15 protein-coding genes and 2 tRNA genes are annotated in these 20,453 nt (G+C 64.5%); 9 read left to right on the plus strand and 8 right to left on the minus strand.

The window, feature by feature from the left end; genetic code table 11:
* Positions 1-21 precede the first annotated feature (21 nt).
* The 7 genes from AC1RQK_RS02655 to mnmC form a co-directional block, all read right to left on the minus strand.
* Positions 22-98 (minus strand) — tRNA-Asp (locus tag AC1RQK_RS02655).
* Positions 99-154: 56 nt separating this feature from the next.
* Positions 155-230 (minus strand) — tRNA-Val (locus AC1RQK_RS02660).
* A gap of 281 nt (positions 231-511) precedes the next feature.
* A complete protein-coding gene (gene lon, locus AC1RQK_RS02665) occupies positions 512-2,923 on the minus strand; it encodes an endopeptidase La (protein ID WP_043351692.1) in 2,412 nt (803 codons plus the stop codon).
* A gap of 249 nt (positions 2,924-3,172) precedes the next feature.
* A complete protein-coding gene (gene clpX / locus AC1RQK_RS02670) occupies positions 3,173-4,447 on the minus strand; it encodes an ATP-dependent Clp protease ATP-binding subunit ClpX (RefSeq protein ID WP_043345921.1) in 1,275 nt (424 codons plus the stop codon).
* 246 nt (positions 4,448-4,693) lie between these two features.
* Complete coding sequence (gene clpP / locus AC1RQK_RS02675) at positions 4,694-5,344, minus strand: ATP-dependent Clp endopeptidase proteolytic subunit ClpP (protein ID WP_043345919.1); 651 nt, start codon at positions 5,342-5,344, stop codon at positions 4,694-4,696.
* Positions 5,345-5,417: 73 nt separating this feature from the next.
* The gene (tig, locus tag AC1RQK_RS02680; protein ID WP_441630808.1) at positions 5,418-6,779 is read right to left on the minus strand and encodes a trigger factor; all 1,362 of its coding nucleotides are present in this window, start codon (positions 6,777-6,779) and stop codon (positions 5,418-5,420) included.
* 223 nt (positions 6,780-7,002) lie between these two features.
* Positions 7,003-9,027: a bifunctional tRNA (5-methylaminomethyl-2-thiouridine)(34)-methyltransferase MnmC2/FAD-dependent 5-carboxymethylaminomethyl-2-thiouridine(34) oxidoreductase MnmC1 gene (gene mnmC, locus AC1RQK_RS02685; RefSeq protein WP_492807551.1), complete on the minus strand. Its 2,025-nt coding sequence runs from the start codon at positions 9,025-9,027 to the stop codon at positions 7,003-7,005.
* Between the two features lie 266 nt (positions 9,028-9,293).
* Here mnmC and AC1RQK_RS02690 point away from each other — a divergent pair, with 266 nt between their 5' ends.
* Positions 9,294-10,151: a 23S rRNA (adenine(2030)-N(6))-methyltransferase RlmJ gene (locus AC1RQK_RS02690; protein ID WP_043345913.1), complete on the plus strand. Its 858-nt coding sequence runs from the start codon at positions 9,294-9,296 to the stop codon at positions 10,149-10,151.
* A gap of 157 nt (positions 10,152-10,308) precedes the next feature.
* Entirely contained in the window at positions 10,309-10,965 is a 657-nt protein-coding gene (locus AC1RQK_RS02695; RefSeq protein ID WP_492370659.1) for an SOS response-associated peptidase, read from the plus strand.
* Between the two features lie 47 nt (positions 10,966-11,012).
* Here AC1RQK_RS02695 and AC1RQK_RS02700 read toward each other — a convergent pair whose 3' ends face one another.
* The gene (locus tag AC1RQK_RS02700; protein ID WP_043345911.1) at positions 11,013-11,264 is read right to left on the minus strand and encodes a DUF1488 family protein; all 252 of its coding nucleotides are present in this window, start codon (positions 11,262-11,264) and stop codon (positions 11,013-11,015) included.
* A 333-nt stretch (positions 11,265-11,597) separates the two neighbouring features.
* On the opposite strand from AC1RQK_RS02700, the gene AC1RQK_RS02705 reads away from it, so the two are divergent.
* The 7 genes from AC1RQK_RS02705 to AC1RQK_RS02735 all read left to right on the plus strand — a co-directional run bounded on the left by AC1RQK_RS02705 (position 11,598) and on the right by AC1RQK_RS02735 (position 20,350).
* The gene (locus AC1RQK_RS02705) at positions 11,598-12,089 is read left to right on the plus strand and encodes a hypothetical protein (RefSeq protein WP_492807554.1); all 492 of its coding nucleotides are present in this window, start codon (positions 11,598-11,600) and stop codon (positions 12,087-12,089) included.
* Positions 12,090-12,342: 253 nt separating this feature from the next.
* Positions 12,343-12,846, plus strand: coding sequence for a sigma-70 family RNA polymerase sigma factor (locus tag AC1RQK_RS02710; protein ID WP_492807556.1), 504 nt, complete (start codon positions 12,343-12,345; stop codon positions 12,844-12,846).
* Positions 12,847-12,924: 78 nt separating this feature from the next.
* Entirely contained in the window at positions 12,925-13,935 is a 1,011-nt protein-coding gene (locus AC1RQK_RS02715) for a FecR family protein (RefSeq protein WP_492807558.1), read from the plus strand.
* Between the two features lie 171 nt (positions 13,936-14,106).
* Complete coding sequence (locus AC1RQK_RS02720; protein WP_492807853.1) at positions 14,107-16,572, plus strand: TonB-dependent receptor; 2,466 nt, start codon at positions 14,107-14,109, stop codon at positions 16,570-16,572.
* Positions 16,573-16,645: 73 nt separating this feature from the next.
* Positions 16,646-17,809, plus strand: a complete 1,164-nt coding sequence (gene dinB, locus AC1RQK_RS02725; protein WP_492807560.1) for a DNA polymerase IV — start codon at positions 16,646-16,648, stop codon at positions 17,807-17,809.
* 115 nt (positions 17,810-17,924) lie between these two features.
* Positions 17,925-19,616, plus strand: a complete 1,692-nt coding sequence (locus AC1RQK_RS02730; protein ID WP_492807562.1) for a sensor domain-containing diguanylate cyclase — start codon at positions 17,925-17,927, stop codon at positions 19,614-19,616.
* 212 nt (positions 19,617-19,828) lie between these two features.
* The gene (locus AC1RQK_RS02735) at positions 19,829-20,350 is read left to right on the plus strand and encodes a hypothetical protein (RefSeq protein ID WP_492807564.1); all 522 of its coding nucleotides are present in this window, start codon (positions 19,829-19,831) and stop codon (positions 20,348-20,350) included.
* Positions 20,351-20,453 lie beyond the last annotated feature (103 nt).

The following is a 20,453-nucleotide window of genomic DNA, read 5'->3' on the forward strand; positions in this document are numbered from 1 at the left end:
CCGTTTTGCTGACTGCTTGTTTGGCGGAGTGGACGGGACTCGAACCCGCGACCCCCGGCGTGACAGGCCGGTATTCTAACCAACTGAACTACCACTCCTGAATCGGTGTTGCAGTATGCCTCTGTGTGTCGGGCTTGTCTTGCGGCAGGAGCGATGGTGGGTGCTGAGGGGCTCGAACCCCCGACCTACGCCTTGTAAGGGCGCCGCTCTACCAACTGAGCTAAGCACCCGCTCTTACCGCAGCCGCACTGCATGCTGCAAGCATCGCCGCGCACATATCAGAGTAATTACTGCTGTTTGCGTTGCGAGGGCGCAAGTGTAATACAGCCTTTAGCGTTTTGCCAAGTATTCTTCGCGGGCATTTTTACAGGCCGGAAAATGCACCTGCACGTTGTGCAAGGTGGCACGGATCGAAGGCGGAACAGGAGCCAGAATAGAAAAACGCCGCGGGGACACCCGCGGCGTTTTTCATGCGCTGCCAGCAAGCTACGGCAGCATCAGCGAGACATCATCAGTGATGAATCATCTCGACCTTGGCAGCGCCCTTGTCCGCCACATCGGCAGGCTTGGCCACTTCTTCAGGCAGAGGCTCGGGCTTGCGCTCGAGCGCGAGTTCCAGGACCTTGTCGATCCAGCGCACCGGGACGATCTCGATGGCGTTCTTGACGTTGTCCGGAATCTCCGCGAGATCCTTCACGTTCTCTTCGGGGATCAGCACCAGCTTGATACCGCCGCGATGCGCCGCGAGCAGTTTCTCCTTGAGGCCACCGATCGGCAGGACTTCGCCGCGCAGCGTGATCTCACCGGTCATGGCCACGTCAGCACGCACCGGAATGCCCGTGAGCACCGACACCAGCGCCGTGGTCATCGCACCGCCTGCCGAAGGGCCATCCTTGGGGGTGGCGCCTTCAGGCACGTGGATGTGGATGTCGCGCTTCTCGAACATCTCGTCCGTAATGCCCAGACGACGTGCCCGCGAGCGCACCACCGAACGTGCCGCCTCGACCGACTCCTTCATCACGTCGCCCAGCGAACCGGTGCGGGTGATGTTGCCCTTGCCCGGCATGATCGCGGCTTCGATGGTCAGCAGATCGCCGCCCACTTCCGTCCACGCCAGACCGGTCACCTGGCCTACCTGGTTTTCCTTGCCGGCCAGGCCGAAGTCGTACTTGCGCACGCCAAGGAACTTGTCCAGGTTCTCGGACGCGACCTTGACCGTGCCCGTTTCCTTCTTGAGCAGCAGCAACTTCACCACCTTGCGGGCGATCTTCGACACTTCACGCTCGAGCGAACGCACACCCGCTTCCCGCGTGTAGTAGCGAATGATGTCGCGCAGGGCGTCTTCGTTCACTTCCATCTCGCCGGGCTTCAGACCATTGTTCTTGATCTGCTTGGGCAGCAGGTAGCGCTGGGCGATGTTGACCTTTTCTTCCTCGGTGTAACCCGACAGGCGGATCACTTCCATCCGGTCCAGCAACGGAGGCGGAATGTTGAGCGAATTGGAGGTCGCCACGAACATCACATCGGACAGGTCGAAATCGACCTCGATGTAATGGTCCTGGAACGTGTGGTTCTGTTCCGGGTCCAGCACTTCGAGCAATGCAGACGACGGGTCGCCGCGGAAATCCATGCCCATCTTGTCGATTTCATCGAGCAGGAAGAGCGGATTGCGCACGCCGACCTTGGCCAGGCTTTGCAGGATCTTGCCGGGCATCGAACCGATGTACGTGCGACGGTGGCCACGGATCTCGGCCTCGTCACGCACGCCGCCCAGCGCCATGCGCACGAACTTGCGGTTCGTGGCACGCGCAACAGACTGCCCGAGCGAGGTCTTGCCCACGCCAGGGGGCCCAACCAGGCACAGGATCGGTGCCTTTACCTTGTCCACGCGCTGTTGCACTGCAAGATACTCAAGGATGCGTTCCTTGACCTTCTCGAGACCGTAGTGGTCTTCATCCAGCACGCGCTCTGCATTGGCGAGGTCGTTGTTGACCTTGCTCTTCTTGCGCCACGGCAGGTTGACCAGCGTGTCGATGTAGTTGCGCACGACCGTGGCTTCCGCCGACATCGGCGACATCAGCTTGAGCTTCTTGAATTCGGCGTCGGCCTTTTTCTTGGCTTCCTTCGGCATGCGCGCAGCCTTGATGCGCTTGTCGAGTTCTTCCAGGTCAGCGCCTTCTTCGCCCTCGCCCAGTTCCTTCTGGATGGCCTTGACCTGCTCGTTGAGGTAGTACTCGCGCTGGCTCTTCTCCATCTGGCGCTTGACGCGGCCACGGATGCGCTTTTCCACCTGCAGGATGTCGATCTCGCCTTCGAGCTGCGACAGCAGGCTCTCCAGGCGCTCGGTGACATTCACCATCTCCAGGATCTTCTGCTTCTGCTCGAGCTTGATCGGCAGATGCGCGGCGATGGTGTCGGCCAGGCGACCCGGCTCGTCGATACCCGACAGCGACGTCAGGATCTCGGGCGGGATCTTCTTGTTCAGCTTTACGTACTGGTCGAACTGCGACACGATGGCGCGGCGCAGCGCCTCCGTCTCGGCGGTCTCGACCGGACCCGGCGGCACGGGCACGGCTTCGCACATGAAGTGCGATTCGTCTTCGCTCACTTCGCGGATATTCGCGCGCTGCGTGCCTTCCACCAGCACCTTGACGGTGCCGTCGGGCAGCTTGAGCATTTGCAGGATGTTGGCGATGCAGCCCACCTCATAGAGGTCGTCAGCGGTCGGCTCATCCTTGGCCGCCGTTTTCTGGGCCACAAGCATGATGCTTTTGCCCGCCTCCATCGCAGTTTCCAGCGCCTTGATGGACTTCGGACGTCCCACGAACAGTGGGATCACCATGTGCGGAAACACCACCACGTCGCGCAGCGGCAACAGTGGCAAGCGGATCGGCTCAGCCGGGAGGAGTTGTGTTCCGGACATCATTTTCCCCAGTCAGTCATTTAGGCGTAAATTGGGTCTCATGAATCGATTGCAAGACATCCTTTGCACGCGATTCGATGCTAGTTGCAAAATGCTGCTCCCCGCACTTGCAAGACCCGTCCAAACAGCATACCCCCGTTTCCTCCCCTTCGTTTTACGAAAATGAAGAAAAAAAGCCGCTCGCTTTTCGCGAACGGCCTCTCAGGACTCGCTGCCGGCCTGGCATCGTCATAAGCGCCGGCGTTCGCGTCAGTTCGAACCAGCCACCTTAGGCTGTTCCTCGTACATCAGCAACGGCGGAGCGTCCCCGGTGATGGTGTTCTCATCGATCACCACCTTTTGCACGCCCTTGTAGTTAGGCAGGTCGTACATCACATCCATCAGCGATTGTTCGAGAATCGAACGCAGGCCACGTGCACCGGTCTTGCGGCGGATTGCCTTGCGCGCAATCGCGGAGAGCGCGGCCGGGCGGATTTCCAGCTCAACGCCTTCCATCGCCAGCAGCTTCTGGTACTGCTTGATCAGCGCGTTCTTCGGCTCGACCAGGATCTGCATCAGCGCGGCTTCGTCCAGCTTGGCCAGCGTAGCCACCACCGGGAGGCGGCCGATCAGTTCCGGGATCAACCCGAACTTGATCAGGTCTTCCGGCTCGACCTGCGGCAGCACTTCGCTGGCCTCGCGCTCTTCCTTGCTTTGCACCTGCGCGGCAAAACCGATACCGGTCTTGTCCGAACGCTGCATGATGACCTTTTCGAGGCCGTCGAACGCACCGCCGCAGATGAACAGGATGTTGGTGGTATCCACCTGCAGGAAGTCCTGGTTCGGGTGCTTGCGGCCGCCTTGCGGGGGCACCGAAGCCATGGTGCCTTCGACCAGCTTCAGCAGGGCCTGCTGCACGCCTTCACCGGAGACATCGCGGGTGATGGACGGGTTGTCGGATTTGCGCGAGATCTTGTCGATCTCATCAATGTAGACAATGCCGCGCTGTGCCTTTTCCACCTCGTAGTTGCAGTTCTGCAGCAACTTCTGGATGATGTTTTCCACGTCCTCGCCGACATAGCCGGCTTCGGTCAACGTGGTGGCATCAGCGATCACGAACGGCACATTGAGCAGGCGCGCCAGCGTTTGCGCCAGCAGCGTCTTGCCCGAACCGGTGGGACCGATCAGCAGGATGTTGCTCTTGGACAACTCGACGTCGTCCTTCTTGCCGAGGTGCTTCAGGCGCTTGTAGTGGTTGTACACCGCTACGGCCAGGATCTTCTTGGCCTGCTCCTGCCCGATCACGTATTGATCCAGGCTTTCGCGGATCTCGTGCGGGGTGGGGAGATCGGATTTGGCCGTGGCCCCCGCGTCCTTGTCGGATGCAGCAGCCTCGTCGCGGATGATCTCGTTGCACAGGTCGATGCATTCGTCGCAAATGAACACCGACGGGCCCGCGATGAGCTTCTTTACCTCGTGCTGGCTCTTGCCGCAGAACGAGCAGTAAAGGAGCTTCTCGCTGGATGAACCTTTTTTATCCGCCATAGGAATCAGTCACATTAGCAGTGTGCGTGCCGCAGTGCCGGAGCGCTGCGGGGATACGCTTCAAACGCATCATACGCCAAAAAAAATGGCGCGGCGGGTAGACCCCCAAGCTGTGGGGCAAAAGCAAAAAACGAGGCACAAGGCCTCGTTTCTGTATAGCCTTCTTCGTTGCGGCCGGGCGGCGATACCCTGAGGATCGCCACCCGACCCCGGCCCGGCCCGCCTTGCGGCAGCCGGGCCGGTCTGTCAGGCACGGCGGGCGAGCACCTTGTCGATCAGGCCGTAGTCCACTGCCTGCTCGCCGCTCATGAAATTGTCGCGATCGGTGTCACGGGCAATCTTGTCGACCGGCTGGCCGGTGACTTCCGACAGGATCGTGTTGAGCCGCTCGCGCAGGTACAGGATCTCGCGGGCCTGGATCTCGATGTCCGAGGCCTGGCCGCGCGCGCCGCCCAGCGGCTGGTGGATCATGATGCGCGAGTTGGGCAGCGCCGAACGCTTGCCCTTGGCGCCAGCCGACAGCAGGAAGGCACCCATGCTGGCTGCCATGCCCATGCACAGCGTGGCCACGTCCGGCTTGACGAACTGCATGGTGTCGTAGATGGCGAGGCCAGCCGACACCGAGCCACCCGGCGAGTTGATGTAGAGCGAAATATCCTTGTCGGGATTTTCGCTTTCCAGGAACAGCAACTGGGCGACCACCAGGTTAGCGGTCTGGTCGTTGACTTCGCCGACCATGAAAATCAGACGCTCCTTCAACAGGCGCGAATAGATGTCATAGGCGCGCTCGCCCCGACCGGACTGCTCAACCACCATCGGCACCAGCCCCAGTCCCTGCGTTTCCAGGGCGGAGGCCTGCGTGGTGGCCAGACGGTCAAGCAAATCATTGCGGGTCATGCAAGTTCTCCTGGAGTTCGGTAAGAGACAAGGCTGCGGCCAACGCGCCACGCGCGCCGGCCACGGGCCAGGCTCAGGCCTGCTGAGGCTGGTTGTTGCCTTCGGCAGTCAGTTCCTCGAAGGACACCGTCTTGTCGGTGACCTTGGCCTTGTCGCACACGAAATTTACCACGTTGTTTTCGAGCACGTAGGCCTCCATCTCGGCCAGGCGCTGCTGGTCACCGTAGTACCAGCGCATGACTTCCTTCGGGTCTTCGTAGCTCTTGGCGAAGTCTTCGATCTCGGCCTTGATCTGGTCTGCCTTGGCGTCCAGGCCGTGAGCCTTGACGATCTCGGCCAGGATCAGGCCCAGCTTGACGCGGCGCTCAGCTTGCTGCGTGAACATTTCGGCCGGGATGGGCATGTCCTTGGCGTTGGGCATGCCACGTTGCTCCAGGTCGCGACGCGCCATTTCCACCAGGCGCTCCTGGTCTTGCTCGATCAGGGCCTTCGGCACTTCCAGCTCGCTCGCCTTCAGCAGCGCGTCCATGACCTGGTCCTTCAGCATGGCGTGCGTGCGGCGCTTGACTTCGCGCTCCAGGTTTTCGCGGATGTCGGCGCGCATCTTCTCGACGCTGCCGTCGGCGATGCCCAGCGACTTGGCGAACTCGTCGTTGACTTCCGGCAGGTGCGCCCACTCGATCTTCTTGAGCGTGACGGTGAACTCGGCAGTCTTGCCGGCCACGTCCTTGCCGTGATAGTCCTCGGGGAACGCCAGCGGGAAGGTCTTGCTTTCGCCAACCTTCAGGCCCAGTGCGGCTTGCTCGAACTCGGGCAGCATGCGGCCTTCGCCCAGCACGAAGGCGAAGTCGTCAGCTTTGCCACCGGGGAATTCCACGCCGTCGATCTTGCCGACGAAGTCCAGGGTCACGCGGTCGCCATTCTGGGCGGCCACTTCCGCACCGCCGTCGCCGTGCTCGCCGGCTTCGCCACGGGTGTGGTAGTGCACGCGCTGCTTGCGCAGGATGTCGATGGTCTTGTCGACTTCGGCATCGCTGATTTCGGTCTTGGTGCGGGTCACTTCGGCGCCAGCCAGGTCACCCAGCTTGACTTCCGGATAGACCTCGAAAGTCGCGTCGAAGGCCACTTCGTCTTCGCTCACGCCGTCGGTCTTGACTTCGAACTTCGGCTGGCCGGCAACCTTGACGTCTTGTTCCTTGGTGATGTCGAAGAACTTGCGGGCAGCCTTGTCGAAGCGCACTTCGAACTCGACTTGCTGGCCGTATTGCTTCTCGACCATCTTCATCGGTACCTTGCCGGGACGGAAACCGGACATCTTCACCGTCTTCGACAGGCGAACCAGACGTTCCAGCTTTTCCTTTTCGACTTCGGCCTTGGGAATGGCCAGGGTCACCTTGCGGTCCAGTTTGCCAAGGTTTTCAATGACATTCGACATGGTCGTTGATCCAATCCAGAGTGTTGTTGTGTTCGTAAGCGCACCCCGCTCGCGTGCCCGAGAAGACACAGGCAAAGCGACGGCTAATGCCGATACCCGGCACGCAAACCGCGTCGCACGCAGGACACGCGCAAAAATTGGCGTTTCCAGAGCATCCGGGCGCAGGTCCACGCAAACGGAAAACGGGCATTATCGCACGGTTTTCATTCGGTTCCGGCAGTTTTTACCCGGGAACCGGCTCGGCGGGCACATCACCGCTTGCCACGGTCCCCTGGCGCAAGGCGCGCACCAGCAGGCGCGCCGGATCGATGGCCTCGGCCAGTTCGAGCTCGAGCGGCAATGGCTCCCCTTCGATCTGGCTGGCCAGCAATTCCGCCCCCAATGCGGCCCATGTGAGGCCGCGCGAGCCATATGCAAGTGCCGCGTAAAGCCCCGGCAGCCGAGGGATATCCCTTAGGCGTGCCCCGCTGAGTGCCGCGGCGTCCCGCGCCGCCTGGGCCTCGTCGGCCACGCGGCCGATCAGCGGCAGGCGGTTGTGCGAGACGCTGCGCACGCCCACATACCCCTTGAGCGTTGCCGGATCCAGGCTGGCGGCCGTGCCGGCAAGCGCCGGCAGCAATGCGGCGAGCCGGGCGAGGTTCTCGGCGTGCACCGCGGGGCGCTCGTCCAGCGCGCCGGATTCCTGTGCATCCGGCTCGTAGCTGGAACCGATGCGCGCGGTGCCATCCGCGGCGCGCGGCAGCAGGTAGCCGGTGCCGGTGACCACGCAATCGGGCCATTGCCCAAGGCGCGCCAGCTCTGCCGGCTCCAGTGTGGTGAGCTGGCCGCGCACCCGGTCGATCGTCATATGGCGCAGCGCGAGCAAGCGCAGCGCTTCGTACGCGTTGGCCACGACCACCACCGGCGCCGCTGCCATGACCATGCCCGCCTCATCCAGCGCCTGCCAGCCATCCGCCACACGCGCCAGCCGCGCAACGCGGCTGCCATAGCGCGCCGTTACCGCCGTCCCGGCCCGCGTCAACTGCGCGCGGCAGATCTCGGGCGGCGGCGCCCAGCCGCCCTGCCCGAACCACAGCCCGCCATGGGGCACCGGCGCGCCATGCCGGCTGGCCGCTTCCTCGGCGCTCATCCACCGCGCGAAGGCCTCCGGAAAACCCAGGGCGGCCAGAGCCGCCTGCTGGATAGCTGCGTCCTCCACGCCCGCACCGGTCTGCAGCACGCCGCAGCCCTGCCAGCCGGGCGCATGTCCCGCCGCCGCCAGCCCCGCCCAGGTCCGCAGGGCCTGCAGGTTGCCGGCGCGCGACAGGCGCGACAGGACGCTGTCATCCGAGGACAAGTGCGGATGCATGGCGGCGGCACGGTGGGACGAAGTCAGCTGCGCCGGGCCGTCATGGGCATCGAACAAGGTCACGCGCCAGCCACGCAAGGCCAGCCGCTCCGTGACCGCGCAGCCGGCCAGGCCCGCGCCGATGACGATCGCGTGCCGCTCGGGCCACGCGGCGGCGGATGGCGGCGGCTGCCGCCGCGTGCCGCGCATGACGGGGAAGCGCGCCACGGTCATCGGTGGCTCTGAGCCATATCCCGGTGCAGAACTGACCGCGAAGCCGGCGGCTTGCAAACCCCGCTGGAAGACGATGTCCGCCACGTGGGTGGCGAGCGTGGCCTCCGGGCGAGCCAGCCGGGCCAGCCGCTTCATCAATGGCGGCTGCCACATATCAGGATTGCGCGCAGGCGAAAAACCGTCCAGGTAAAACGCATCCGCGCCCAGCGCCAGCCGCGGCAGCACGGCGTCGACATCGCCAAACGCCAGCGTCAGCACGACCGCCCCGCCCTCGAATTCCAGCCGGTGCAGGCCGGGCAGCGCCAGCGGCCACGCGGCCCTCAGTTCGGCGGCCAACGGCATGAGCGCCGCCTGCGCGCCAAGGCTGGCATGCATCGCGGCAAGCCCCTCGCTCGTCAACGGATGCTTCTCGATCGACACAAAGTGGAGCCGGCGGCAACGCTTGGGATCGTCTCGCCATGCCTGCCAGGTTGCCAGGAAGTTCAGCCCCAACCCGAAGCCGGCCTCCACAATCACGAACTGGTCGCGCCCACCCCAGGCCTGCGGCAAACCGTTGCCGGCAAGGAAGACGTGACGGGCCCGCTCCAGGCTATCAACGTTACCGTGATAGGCCTCGTCGTAGCGCGCCGAGTATGGCAAGCCTGAGGCGGAAAATGCGGGCTCGGCGAGATCTAGGCTGCGGGACATGGACAAGGCAACAAGGTGACAAGGGTCGGGAGAATGGGAAATGCGCAGGACCGTCAGACGCGCAATGCATTGGAAGTGCATTGGGACCGGAGGATGGCGAAGGAGCCGGCAATCGGCAATCGGCAATCGGCAATCGCCCGCCAGGCGCGCCCTCCGGCATGCCGCCGGCCCGCCCCAAAGCCCGGCGATGGTAGCATAGCGCCCTGTGCCGCCGGCCCCTCCAGGCCGGCACCTGCACGCCCCGCACGCCCTTTTCCCGCCTCGCCATGCTCAGCTACCGTCACGCCTTCCACGCCGGCAACCACGCCGATGTTCTCAAACACGCCATCGTGGTCCAGTTGCTGGAGCAGTTGAGCCAGAAAGACAAGCCCTTCTGGTACATCGACACGCACGCTGGCGCCGGGCTGTATGCGCTCGATCACGCCTACGCGCAGAAAAAGGGCGAGTTCGAGACCGGCATTGCCCGGCTGTGGCAGGCCGCCGCCGCCAAGCGGCCCATGCCGACGCTGGTCGAGGATTACCTGGAGCAGGTACGCACGCTGAACCCGGACGGCAACCTGAAGCACTATCCCGGCTCGCCCTGGCTCGCCTGGCAGATGCTGCGCGACGCGGACCGCCTGCGCCTGTTCGAGATGCACAGCACCGAAATCCAGGTGCTGCGCGACAACTTCCGTGGCGCCGGCCGCCGCGTCATGCTGTACGACGGCGACGGTTTCACCGGCATCAACGCCATCCTGCCCCCGCCGCCGCGCCGCGCGCTGGTGCTGATCGACCCGTCATACGAGGACAAGCAGGACTACGGCCGCGTGGTGCGCAGCCTGCAGGATTGCCTGCAGCGCTTTGCCACCGGCATGTACGCGATCTGGTATCCCGAAGTGCAGCGCCGCGAATCCGTGCAATTGCCGGTGCAGTTGAAAAAGCTGCCGCTCAAGAGCTGGCTGCACGTCACCCTGCGCGTCAAGCACCCGGTCGCCGGCGGGCTGGGCCTGCACGGCAGCGGCATGTTCATCGTCAACCCGCCGTGGCGCCTGAAAGAAACCCTGGAGGCAGCCATGCCGGCCCTGGTGACGATGCTGCGCCAGGACGACGGCGCCGGCTTCACGCTGGAAGCGCAGGAAAGCTGACCTTCGCGCCGGCCGGGCCGCGCCCGGTTGCGTGCCTCGCGCAACCGCATCGGCTCGGCAATCAGCGGGCGTTCGCCCGTACCGGGCTTTGGCCTTCCCCACCCATCCTCCATACTGGTAAATCCCATTAGCAAGCGGCGCCCGCTGGAGGCAGCCCATGTGCATCAACTACGCACCCGCGCAGGCTGGCCTGCTCCGCGACGTATTTGGCGTCACCCGCCCGGCGCAGGAATGGCCGCCGGAAACATGGCCCGACTATGCGGCGCCGCTGCTCGTCTCGGACCATGATGGCCAGCGGCAATGCCTGGTCGCTACCTTCGGCATGGTCCCCAGGAAACGCATTCCACCGGGCGTGGCGAAGTTCGACACCACGAACGCGCGCTCGGAATCGGTGGCCGAAAAACGAACCTTCTCCGCCGCCTGGAAGAGCGGCCAGTTCTGCCTGGTGCCAGCGGATTGCTTCTACGAGCCCAACTACGAAACCGGCAAGGCTGTGCGCTGGCGCATCCGGCTCAAGGACGCCGCGCCCATGGCGATCGCGGGGCTCTGGCGCGCGTGGCCAGGCGCGGATGGCCAGCAGGCCGTCAGCTTCACCATGCTGACCATCAACTCGGATCGCCACCCGTTGATGCGCCGCTTCCATGCGCCGGGCAAGGAAAAAAGGATGATCGTGATCGTGCCGCCCACCGATTGGGACGATTGGCTGAACTGCCGGGATACGGAACTGGCGCGTAGTTTCCTGCGCCCCTATGCGGCGGACAAGATGGCGGCGGAACCCGCACCGCTGCCGCCTCGCACGGCAAAGGCATCGTGACGGGCGAGCGCCCCTCACGATCGGAATCACCAGCGATCGTGCCGCCGTCAGGAGATGGTGTACCTGTTCTGCCGGCTGCGGGAATAAAGCCCGCGTGCTAGTTCCAGGATGTGGTCGCGGTGGCGGTCGAATGCCTCCAGCACGGCAGGCTCGTCCGGGCGCAGTTCGGGGCTGAGGTTGGAGAGTACCGCTCGGTCGACCTCGAAGGAGATCTCACGCGAACTGTCGTAGCCCCAAAAACATACGCAATGCCTGGATGGGTCGTAACTCCGGCTGGGATTGGGAAAATTAAGTGCCATCTCTGTATCCTAGTCCGATTCGCCGCCCTCTGTACGGTATAGAAGGCGGGACTGCCGTATTTGCGCCGGATTGGGCAACTATCCCATCAGCAAGTCTGGAGAAGACCGCTTCTCATTGCCATATCGCTTACCGATGACCTGGTGTCGAGCCGCACAGACATGACGCGACATAGGTGTTGGGAAAACCAGATCTAAGCATCTTCTACTTCGCCCGCGCACGGCCAGACCGTACGATTCGCATCACAACCACGGTGGCACGATCTCCGTGGTCCAGGACAGGACGGCAACCATAAAGCTGTCCGCCTGACATCAACACTAGGGTCAAGGGGTCTTATGAAAAGCTTGCGCGGAGCCAGCAACGGGTGGGCGCCGGACGTCGAGGTGACGGACAGGGGCATCTGGAAAAACACGATCGCCGCAGCCAGCCACGCGCTGGAAACCGTCGCCCTCATCGAGCACGGCGTTGGCATGACATTAAAGCTGCAGCGCAAGGTCCGCGCGCTGCGCGAGCGTTTGCACGCCACGCAAACCGAACTGGACCGCTACCGCGACATGCACGCCGCCGCCATGGAGGCGTTGCGCCAGGCCGAGGTGACGCCGCCCGAAGACACCGGCCGGCTGCGCGCCGAGGGCGAAGCCCTGCAGATGCGCCACCGTGCCTACAAGCTGCTGGTCGAGCATTACGCCCGGGCCGGCATTACCATCGACCTGGCCGTCTTCGCCAGGCAGCGCCGCCAGGTCCTCCAGCACATCCTTTTCCAGCAGCGCCGCGGCGTCGCGCCGGGGCAGATCAGCGTCGACGATATCGCCTTCCTGCTCCGCTGATCCCATCGCCAGAGGGGAAAGAGATTCCGACGGCCATTGCGACAATCGCGAGCCAGCCGGATCCGCTTACACCGGCTGCGCTTTCAAAGGCCCGCGCAGTTCGCGGGCTTTTTTTTTCGCGCCGGCGGGCGGGCGCCATGTTGCTGCTCCGTATTGCTGCTCTGTCGCGCCACTCAATGTAGCTATTGACGAACATTGCCCGTGCAAATGATAATACGTCGCATTTGCAACCACCCGCAACCGCGCGCACGCCATGCCGTCACATCCCTCGCGCGCGTTCGGCTTGTTCGCCTACTACGAAGAGCTGGTTGGCACCTGGACTCGCAAGCTCGCCAATCGCTTTGATGCCGAGGACCTGACTCAGGACGCGCTGCTCAAGGTGCTGGAGCGCAAGGACAGCCCGCCCGAGCATCCCCGCGCCTACCTGCACCAGACCGCCCGCCACCTTGCCATTGACGCCTTCCGGCGCGAGGGAGGCCGGCAGACGCTCCCGCTTGACAGTATCGACACGCATCACGCAAGCTCCGGCGATCCCGAAGCCGCGCTCCACGCTATCCAGCTCGCCGCCGCGCTCGAGCAGGCGCTGGCGGAGCTGCCGCTGGCATGCCGTCAGGTCTTTGTCTGGCAACGCCTTGAAGGGCTCTCCCAGCAAGAGATCGCCGAGCGCCTTCAGGTCTCCAGGAACATGGTCGAAAAACACATGATCCGCACGATGCGCCATCTGCGCGACCGGCTCGGCCCGCAAGCACCCCATTGAGTACCACGCCTTGATCCAGGCTCCTGCCCCCTCCTCCTTGCCCGCGCCCCTCCCTGGGGCCGCACGCCGATGACGCCAATGACGCCGACGCCGCCGCCGGACGCTCCCCGTGAAGCCGCGGCACGCTGGTTTGCGCGCGTCCGCGCTGGCTCACTCAGCGAGCGAGAACGCATTGAGATGGCGGCCTGGCTTGGCGCCAGCCCCATGCACCGGGCCGAATACACCGCGCTGGAGCGCATCTGGCAAGTGGCAGGCGTGCTCGACCCGGAGCGCCTGCGCGCCCTGGCGCAAGACCCAGCACCGGCCGCCGCCGCCCGGAGATCGGGACCTGCCTTGCGCGCCGCCATACTGGCCAGCCTCTGCGCGGTGGCCGTTGGCGCCGCCTGGCTCATGCGCCAGCAGGCCGCGCCCGGCCCGGCTACCTATGTGGCCAGCGATGCGAGCCACTACACAGCCAGCTTCAGCACCGCGCCTGGCGAGCGGCAACGCGTGACGCTACCCGACGGCTCCGTCGTCGAGCTCAACACGCGCACGCGGCTATCGGTACGATTCGAGCCAGGCCAGCGCACTGTGACGCTGGCAGACGGCGAGGCTATGTTCGAGGTCGCCCACGCCAACGAGCGGCCCTTCGTGGTCGATGCCGGCAGTGGCAGCGTCACGGTCACCGGCACCCGCTTCGACGTGCGCCGGGACGGCGCCGAGGTCACGGTCGCGGTCGAATCCGGGTCGGTGAGCGTACAAGGGCGCAGTGCAGCTGCGTCTGCGGCGCGCCTGTCGGCCGGCCTTGGCACGCGCATTGCCGGCGACGGCCGGGTCGCGCCCGCGGCAACGGTCGATCTCGGCGCCGCCGTGGCGTGGCGCGAAGGCAAGCTGCTGTTCAAGGACCAGCCGCTGTCGCTGGTAGCCGCCGAGGTCTCCCGCTATCGGCGCAGCCCGGTCAGGATCCGCGACGCCGGCACCGGCGCACTGCGGCTGAGCAGCGTGTTCCGCGCCGACGATACCGATGCCCTGCTCGCCGCCCTGCCGCAGTTCCTGCCGGTGGGCGTGCGCACCCTGCCCGACGGCAGCACGGAAATATTTTCACGCTAGATTCAGGTTTTTGCTCCGCGTTTCGTCTTCTCCCGGAACGTGCCCGCGCGCCGCGGGCCTGCGTGCCTTTGTGCCAATCCGGCCTCTCCGAGAAGACCCGACGTGAACCAGCAACATCCTGAGAAGCAGCAACAGATCCCGGCCCGCCACGCACGCGCCAGGCCCCTCCTGATGGCCACCGTGGCCGCCGCGCTGATCGGCGCCGTTGCCACGCCGGCAACTGCCCAGCCAGCCTTGCCATCGCCGGTGGCGATCGACATCCGTGCCCAGCCCCTGGCCGACGCGCTCACGCAGCTCGGCCGGCAAACATCGCTCCAGCTGTTCTTCACGCCCGCATTGGTGGCAGGCAAGCAAGCCCCGGCCGTGCATGGCAGCATGCCCGCCGAAGCCGCGCTCGATATGCTGCTCAAGGGCAGCGGCATCCGCTACCAGCGCAATGGCAGCGGCATCGTGCTGCAGCCCGTGGGCCAGGCCGGTGCCGCCGCACCGGTCGCCGCCACCACAACGTTGACCACCCCGGCAACGACGACCGCGCCCGCCCCGGAGGCCGCCAGGATGCTCGAAGCCGTGGAAGTCACCGCCTCGCGAACCTCCAGCGACCTGATGCGCCCCACGCGGCAAGTCACGGTCATCGACCGCGAGGAGCTCGATGCGCTGAAGACCGGCTCCGACAGCGTCGCCACCCTGCTCTCCAAGGTCGTTCCCGGCATGGCCGACTCCAGCCATACCGTGACCGATTTCGGCCAGACCCTGCGGGGCCGCGGCATGCTGGTCCTCGTCGATGGCATTCCGTTGAACACCAACCGGGACTCGGCGCGCAACCTCGCCAACGTGGACCCCGCATTGATCGAACGCATCGAAGTCCTGCGCGGCAGCAGCGCCATCTACGGCGGCGGGGCCACCGGAGGCATCGTCTCCATCAACACGCGCCCCGCCGGCGGCCCGCCGCTGTCGGAGACCACGTTTTCACTCACCTCGCCGCTGTCCCGGCTGCGCGCGGATGGCTTGTCCGGCCAGCTGCAGCAGCATGTTTCCGGCAGCGAGGGGATGGTCGACTATGCTTTCGACGTCGGTGCCCGCCGCATCGGCAGCGCCTACGATGCGCGCGGCCAGCGCGTCGCTCCGGAGCCCAGCCAGGGCGACCTGTTCCAGTCGGACAACTACAACATCGGCGGCAAGCTCGGCCTGCTCCTGACGCCCGAGCAGCGCGTACAGCTTGCGGTGAGCCATTTCAACGCCACACAGGACACCGACTACGCCTCCGACCCATCGGTAGCCCGTCTGACGCCGGGCAGCGTGCCCGCACGCGCCATCAGCGGCCTGCAGCTCGCCGACCAGAACCAGATCCGCAACACGCTGGTCAATCTCGAATATGAGCACAAGGACCTGGCAGGCAGCGCGGTCTGCGCGCAGCTCTACTACCGCGACTACTTCACGCGCTTCACGCCCTTCGACGCGCGCGCGGTCGTCACGCGCGGCGGCAATGTCGACCAGTCCATGCAAAACTCCCACGTGTTCGGCAGCCGCCTCACCATCAAGACGCCGCTGGACAGCGCCAAGCGCACCCGCCTGGTATGGGGCCTGGACTTCGAGCAGGAACGCAGCGACATGCCGATCGACATCTTCGATCCCAAGGCCTATGACGCCAGCGGCGGCCGCGTCTTCAACAAGACCGGCACGCTCACCTACATGCCGCAGATCACCACGCGCAGCCTGGGCGGCTTTGGCCAGTTGCAGCACAAGTTCAACGCGCAGTGGTCGGCCGAGGGCGGCCTGCGCTATCAGTACGCCAACGCCCGCTTCAACGACTTCGTGCCGCTGTCGCAATCGCGCCTGGCACAGCCGGCTACGGTAAAGGGCGGCTCGGTCGACTACACAGCGCTGCTGGGCAATGTCGGCGTGGTGTACAAGCCGGTCAAGGGGCACGAGCTCTATGCCGCGTTCAGCCAGGGCTTCAACCTGCCCGACATCGGCCTGCAGGTACGCAATGCGCGCGCCGGCTTCGATCTCGGCGCCTCCGACCTGCAGCCGGTCAAGACCAACAACTACGAGCTCGGCTGGCGCGGCGCCTTCGGCAACACCCTGACCTCGCTGGCGGTGTTCTACACCACCTCCAACCTGGGCGACGTGCAGAGCTTCAACAACGGCCTGATCCTGACGCGCACCGCCGAGCGCATCTATGGCGTGGAAGCCTCCGCCGACTACCTGTCCGACAACGAGCAATGGGGCACCGGCGGCACCTTCACCTTGATGCGCGGCCGCGAAACCCCGCAAGGCAGCCCGAGCCAGCAGATGAGCGGCTACCGCATCCCGCCCCTCAAGCTCACCGGGTACGTGCAGTACCGGCCCACGCCCGCCTGGAGCCACCGCCTGCAAGCCACCTTCTTCGCCGGACACGACTACCGGCTCAACGGCGCCGACAGCTTTGGGCGGCGCGATGTGGCCAGCTACACCACGCTGGACCTCATCAGCCGCTACCAGGTCAGCAAGAAGGACACCATCACAGTGGGCATTCAGAATCTGCTCAACCGCTACTACTACCCGCTCTACAGCCAGTTGCTGCGCAACAGCAACAACACCTCCCACCTGCCCGCGGCGGGCATCGTCATGACGGCCACCTACGTGCATCGCTGGTAGCGCGACCGGGGCGCAGCGGTATTGTCGGCAGAATTCGATATACTGTATATGCATACAGTAACCCGCCGACGCCATGTCATCTGCACCCCGCCGCATCGCCCACCTGGATATGGACGCGTTCTACGCGTCCGTCGAGCTATTGCGATACCCGGAGTTGCGCGGCAAGCCAGTGGTGATCGGTGGTGGACGAAATGCGGTACCCGAGATACTTCCCGACGGCAGCCGGCGCTTTGCCCGCCTGCGCGACTACGCCGGGCGCGGCGTCGTCACCACGTCCACCTACGAAGCCCGCGCGCTGGGCGTGTTCTCCGCCATGGGCATGATGAAGGCCGCGCAACTCGCCCCCGACGCCATCCTGCTGCCCACGGATTTCGACTCGTACCGGCACTACTCCCGCCTGTTCAAGGCTGCCGTCGCCACCTTCACCAGCGAAATCGAAGACCGCGGCATCGACGAGATCTACATCGACCTGAGCGACGTGCCCGGCGAGCCCGCCGACATCGGCACCCGCATCAAGCAAGCGGTGCGCGAAGCCACGGGACTGAGCTGCTCCATCTGCATCGCCCCCAACAAGCTCCTCGCCAAGATCGGCTCCGAACTCGACAAACCCGACGGGCTCACCCTGCTGGCAGCCAGCGATGTGCCACTGCGCATCTGGCCGCTGCCCGTGCGCAAGGTCAACGGAATCGGCCCGAAGGCCACCGAGAAACTCGCAACGCTGGGCATCGCCACGGTCGGCGACCTCGCCAGCGCGGACCTGGGCATGCTGCAGAGCCATTTCGGCCGCAGCTACGCCGCCTGGCTAGCCGAGATCGCGCAAGGCCATGACGAACGCCCGGTGGTCACCAGCTCGGAGCCCAAATCCATGAGCCGGGAAACCACGTTCGAGCGCGATCTGCACCCCAAGCAAGACCGCCAGACCCTTTCCGAAGTCTTCACCGGCCTGTGCCAGCGCCTGGCGGAAGACCTTCGCCGCAAGGGCTATGTGGGCCGCACCATCGGCGTCAAGCTGCGCTACGACGACTTTCACACCGTCACCCGCGACCTCAGCATGCTGGCCCCGACGGCGGACGCCGCACAGTTGCGGCGCGCCGCCACCGAATGCGTCAAACGCGTTCCGCTGGACCGGAAGATCCGATTGCTGGGCGTGAGGGTCAGCGCGCTGACACCCGCGGGCGAACTGGCGCCAGCTGCGCTGCCGGCACAGGGAGAGTTGCCTTTCGCCGACAACCCTTAGCAGACCCCGCCGCGGGCCGATCCGTCTGATAGTATTGGCGCAGCCGTGCATAACTGCAGCGCTGGCTGCACGATCAACACCTTCGGGCTAACGTCAATTGTCATTTGACCTGGATATGCGGGCCTCTACCGAAGCTGAAACCAGACATGACCGCATCGACACCTCGAAGCCGCTGAACCTGAAAGCCGCATTGCAGCAAGAGCGGTTTGACGCGCTGACACGCCTCGCACAGCATCTCTTCAAGGTCCCGGTTGCGCTGGTTACGCCGCATGATGTGCCCCATGATGCGCATCCTGGCGACGCTCCCATCCTCGTCGACGGCCTATGCATGGGCTTTCATGCGGCGTGCGCCTTGACCACATCGAGCGGCGGCCAGCTTGGCGCCTTCTGGCTGTTCGACGCCGGATCACGCGAACTGGACCAGGCGGAGCGTGGCCTCCTGCAAGACTTTGCCGACATGGCGGTCGCCATCATCGAGCGCGACCTGGCCCAAGGCAAACTGAACGACGACACCGGCAGGCTAGCGGAAAACGAAAAGCGGCTCGAGCTGGCCATCGCAGGAAGCGGCACGGGCGTCTGGGACCGGGATGTCCAGGCGGGCAGCATCCACTACTCGGCTGGCTGGAAGGCCATCATCGGCTATGAAGCGTCCGAGATCACCAACCGGATCGAAGACAGCTATACCCGCGTCCATCCCGACGACCTCGCCTACGTCCAGGCCGCCATGCAAGCCCACTTCAACCAAGAGACGGAAAGCTATGCAGTGGATCACCGGATCCGCTGCAAGGATGGCAGCTATAAATGGATATCCAGCCGCGGCAAGGTAGTCAGCCGCGGCAGCAACGGCGAGCCGCTGCGCATGATCGGCACCACCACCGATATCACGGCCATCCAGGCACTCTCCGAAGAACTGCAGCAAACCGTCGACCTGATCACCAGCCTGACCAACGAAGTCCCGGGACTGGTATTCCAGCATCGCCTGCTGCCAACGGGGGAATCCTTCCTCCCCTACGCCAGCGCCGGCATCGCCGATATCTACGAACTCACGCCGCAACAGGTAGCCGCCAGCACAGCCCCCATCCATGCCGTCATCCACCCCGACGATCTGGAAGCCTACGGCGCCTCGCTTCACGCATCCGCCGCGAGCCTGAAGCCGTGGCACCTCGAGTACCGCGTCGAACTGCCCAGGCAAGGGCTGCGCTGGCGGCAAGGCGACGCGCGCCCCCGGCGGCTCGAGGACGGCAGCACGCTATGGCACGGATTTATCACAGACGTGACCGAGCGCAAGCGCATCGAGGGAGAACTGCAGGAATTTGCAACTATCGATTTCCTGACGCAACTACCCAATCGCCGTCACTTCGTCGTGCGGATCGAACAGGAACTCGCCCGGATCCAGCGCACCGACGGCCGCCCTGCCGCCGTCCTGACGTTTGACCTCGACCACTTCAAAGCCATCAACGACACCTGGGGCCACGCCATGGGCGACCACGCCCTGCGGTGTTTCGCGACGCTGCTGCGCAATGCGCTGCAAAAGCACGATTTCGCCGGCCGCATCGGCGGCGAAGAATTTGCCGTGGTGCTCCCCGATGCGAGCCTTGATGCGGCGACACGATTCGCCAGGCGTGTACAGCATCAGATCGCGGAAACCCCACTGCTTGGCGGCAGCCAGATCGTCACGCTGACCGTCAGCGTCGGCATTGCCCTCATGCATGCCGCCGATCCCAGCGCGGACCTATCGCTGTTACGCAGCGATGGGGCGCTCTACCGCGCCAAGGAACGCGGCCGCAATCGTATCGAGTGTTACTGATCCACGCCAGGCCGGTGGCTGGCGAAGCGATACCTCAGGGCAATGACACACCGGCAGAATCCCCAGCACCCCGGCCAGCCTCTCACGCCATTCATCAATGGCCGGAAAGCGCCTCCTGATGCATAAACCACCCATTAAATTACCCATTAGTCATTGAATTTGAAGTACCCACAGAAAATTTACCTTCAGGTAATGCACAGGTTTAATGGGCCATGGATATTCAAGATACGCGTCAACAGCGCCTAGCCCAGATCATGGCCGAACAGTTTGGCGGCTCCATAGCGCGCCTGTCAGACCGGCTAGACCGCGACCCCTCATACTTCTCCCGCATATTCTCGGACACAGGCAAAGCCGGAAAAAAACGCATCGGCGAACATCTCGCACGCGACATCGAAGCCAAGCTCGGCCTGCCTCGCCTATGGCTGGACGGCGACGCGCACGACGCCGCCGCACCCCCAAAAGAAGAATCCCTGCCGCCCGAGATAGCCGCCCGATTCGCCCGCCTGATCAATGGCTTGCGCAACGAAGACATCGACAGGATGCTCGCGGCCATCGAATTGATCACGCAGGTCGAAGCCGTGCAATCGGTGCGTAAATACAAGAAAAGCACCAAAACTGCCCGCGTGCTGAAGACCGACGGGAGAAGCACGGCATTCAAGCAAGCCAGCAACGCCGTTCACGAAAGCGGCACACAAACACCCGCCAAGCCACGCAAGAAAACGTCCGCAAGCTGAGATCAGCGCGACTTCCGGCTTGCAGGATGTATCACCCCGCGCTCCGCACGATCCTCTTGGGGCATCTCGATTACCCGTCGAGCTTGCCTTTTTAATTACCCAT

The sequence above is a fragment of the Cupriavidus sp. GW822-FHT02D05 genome, assembly GCF_058802485.1.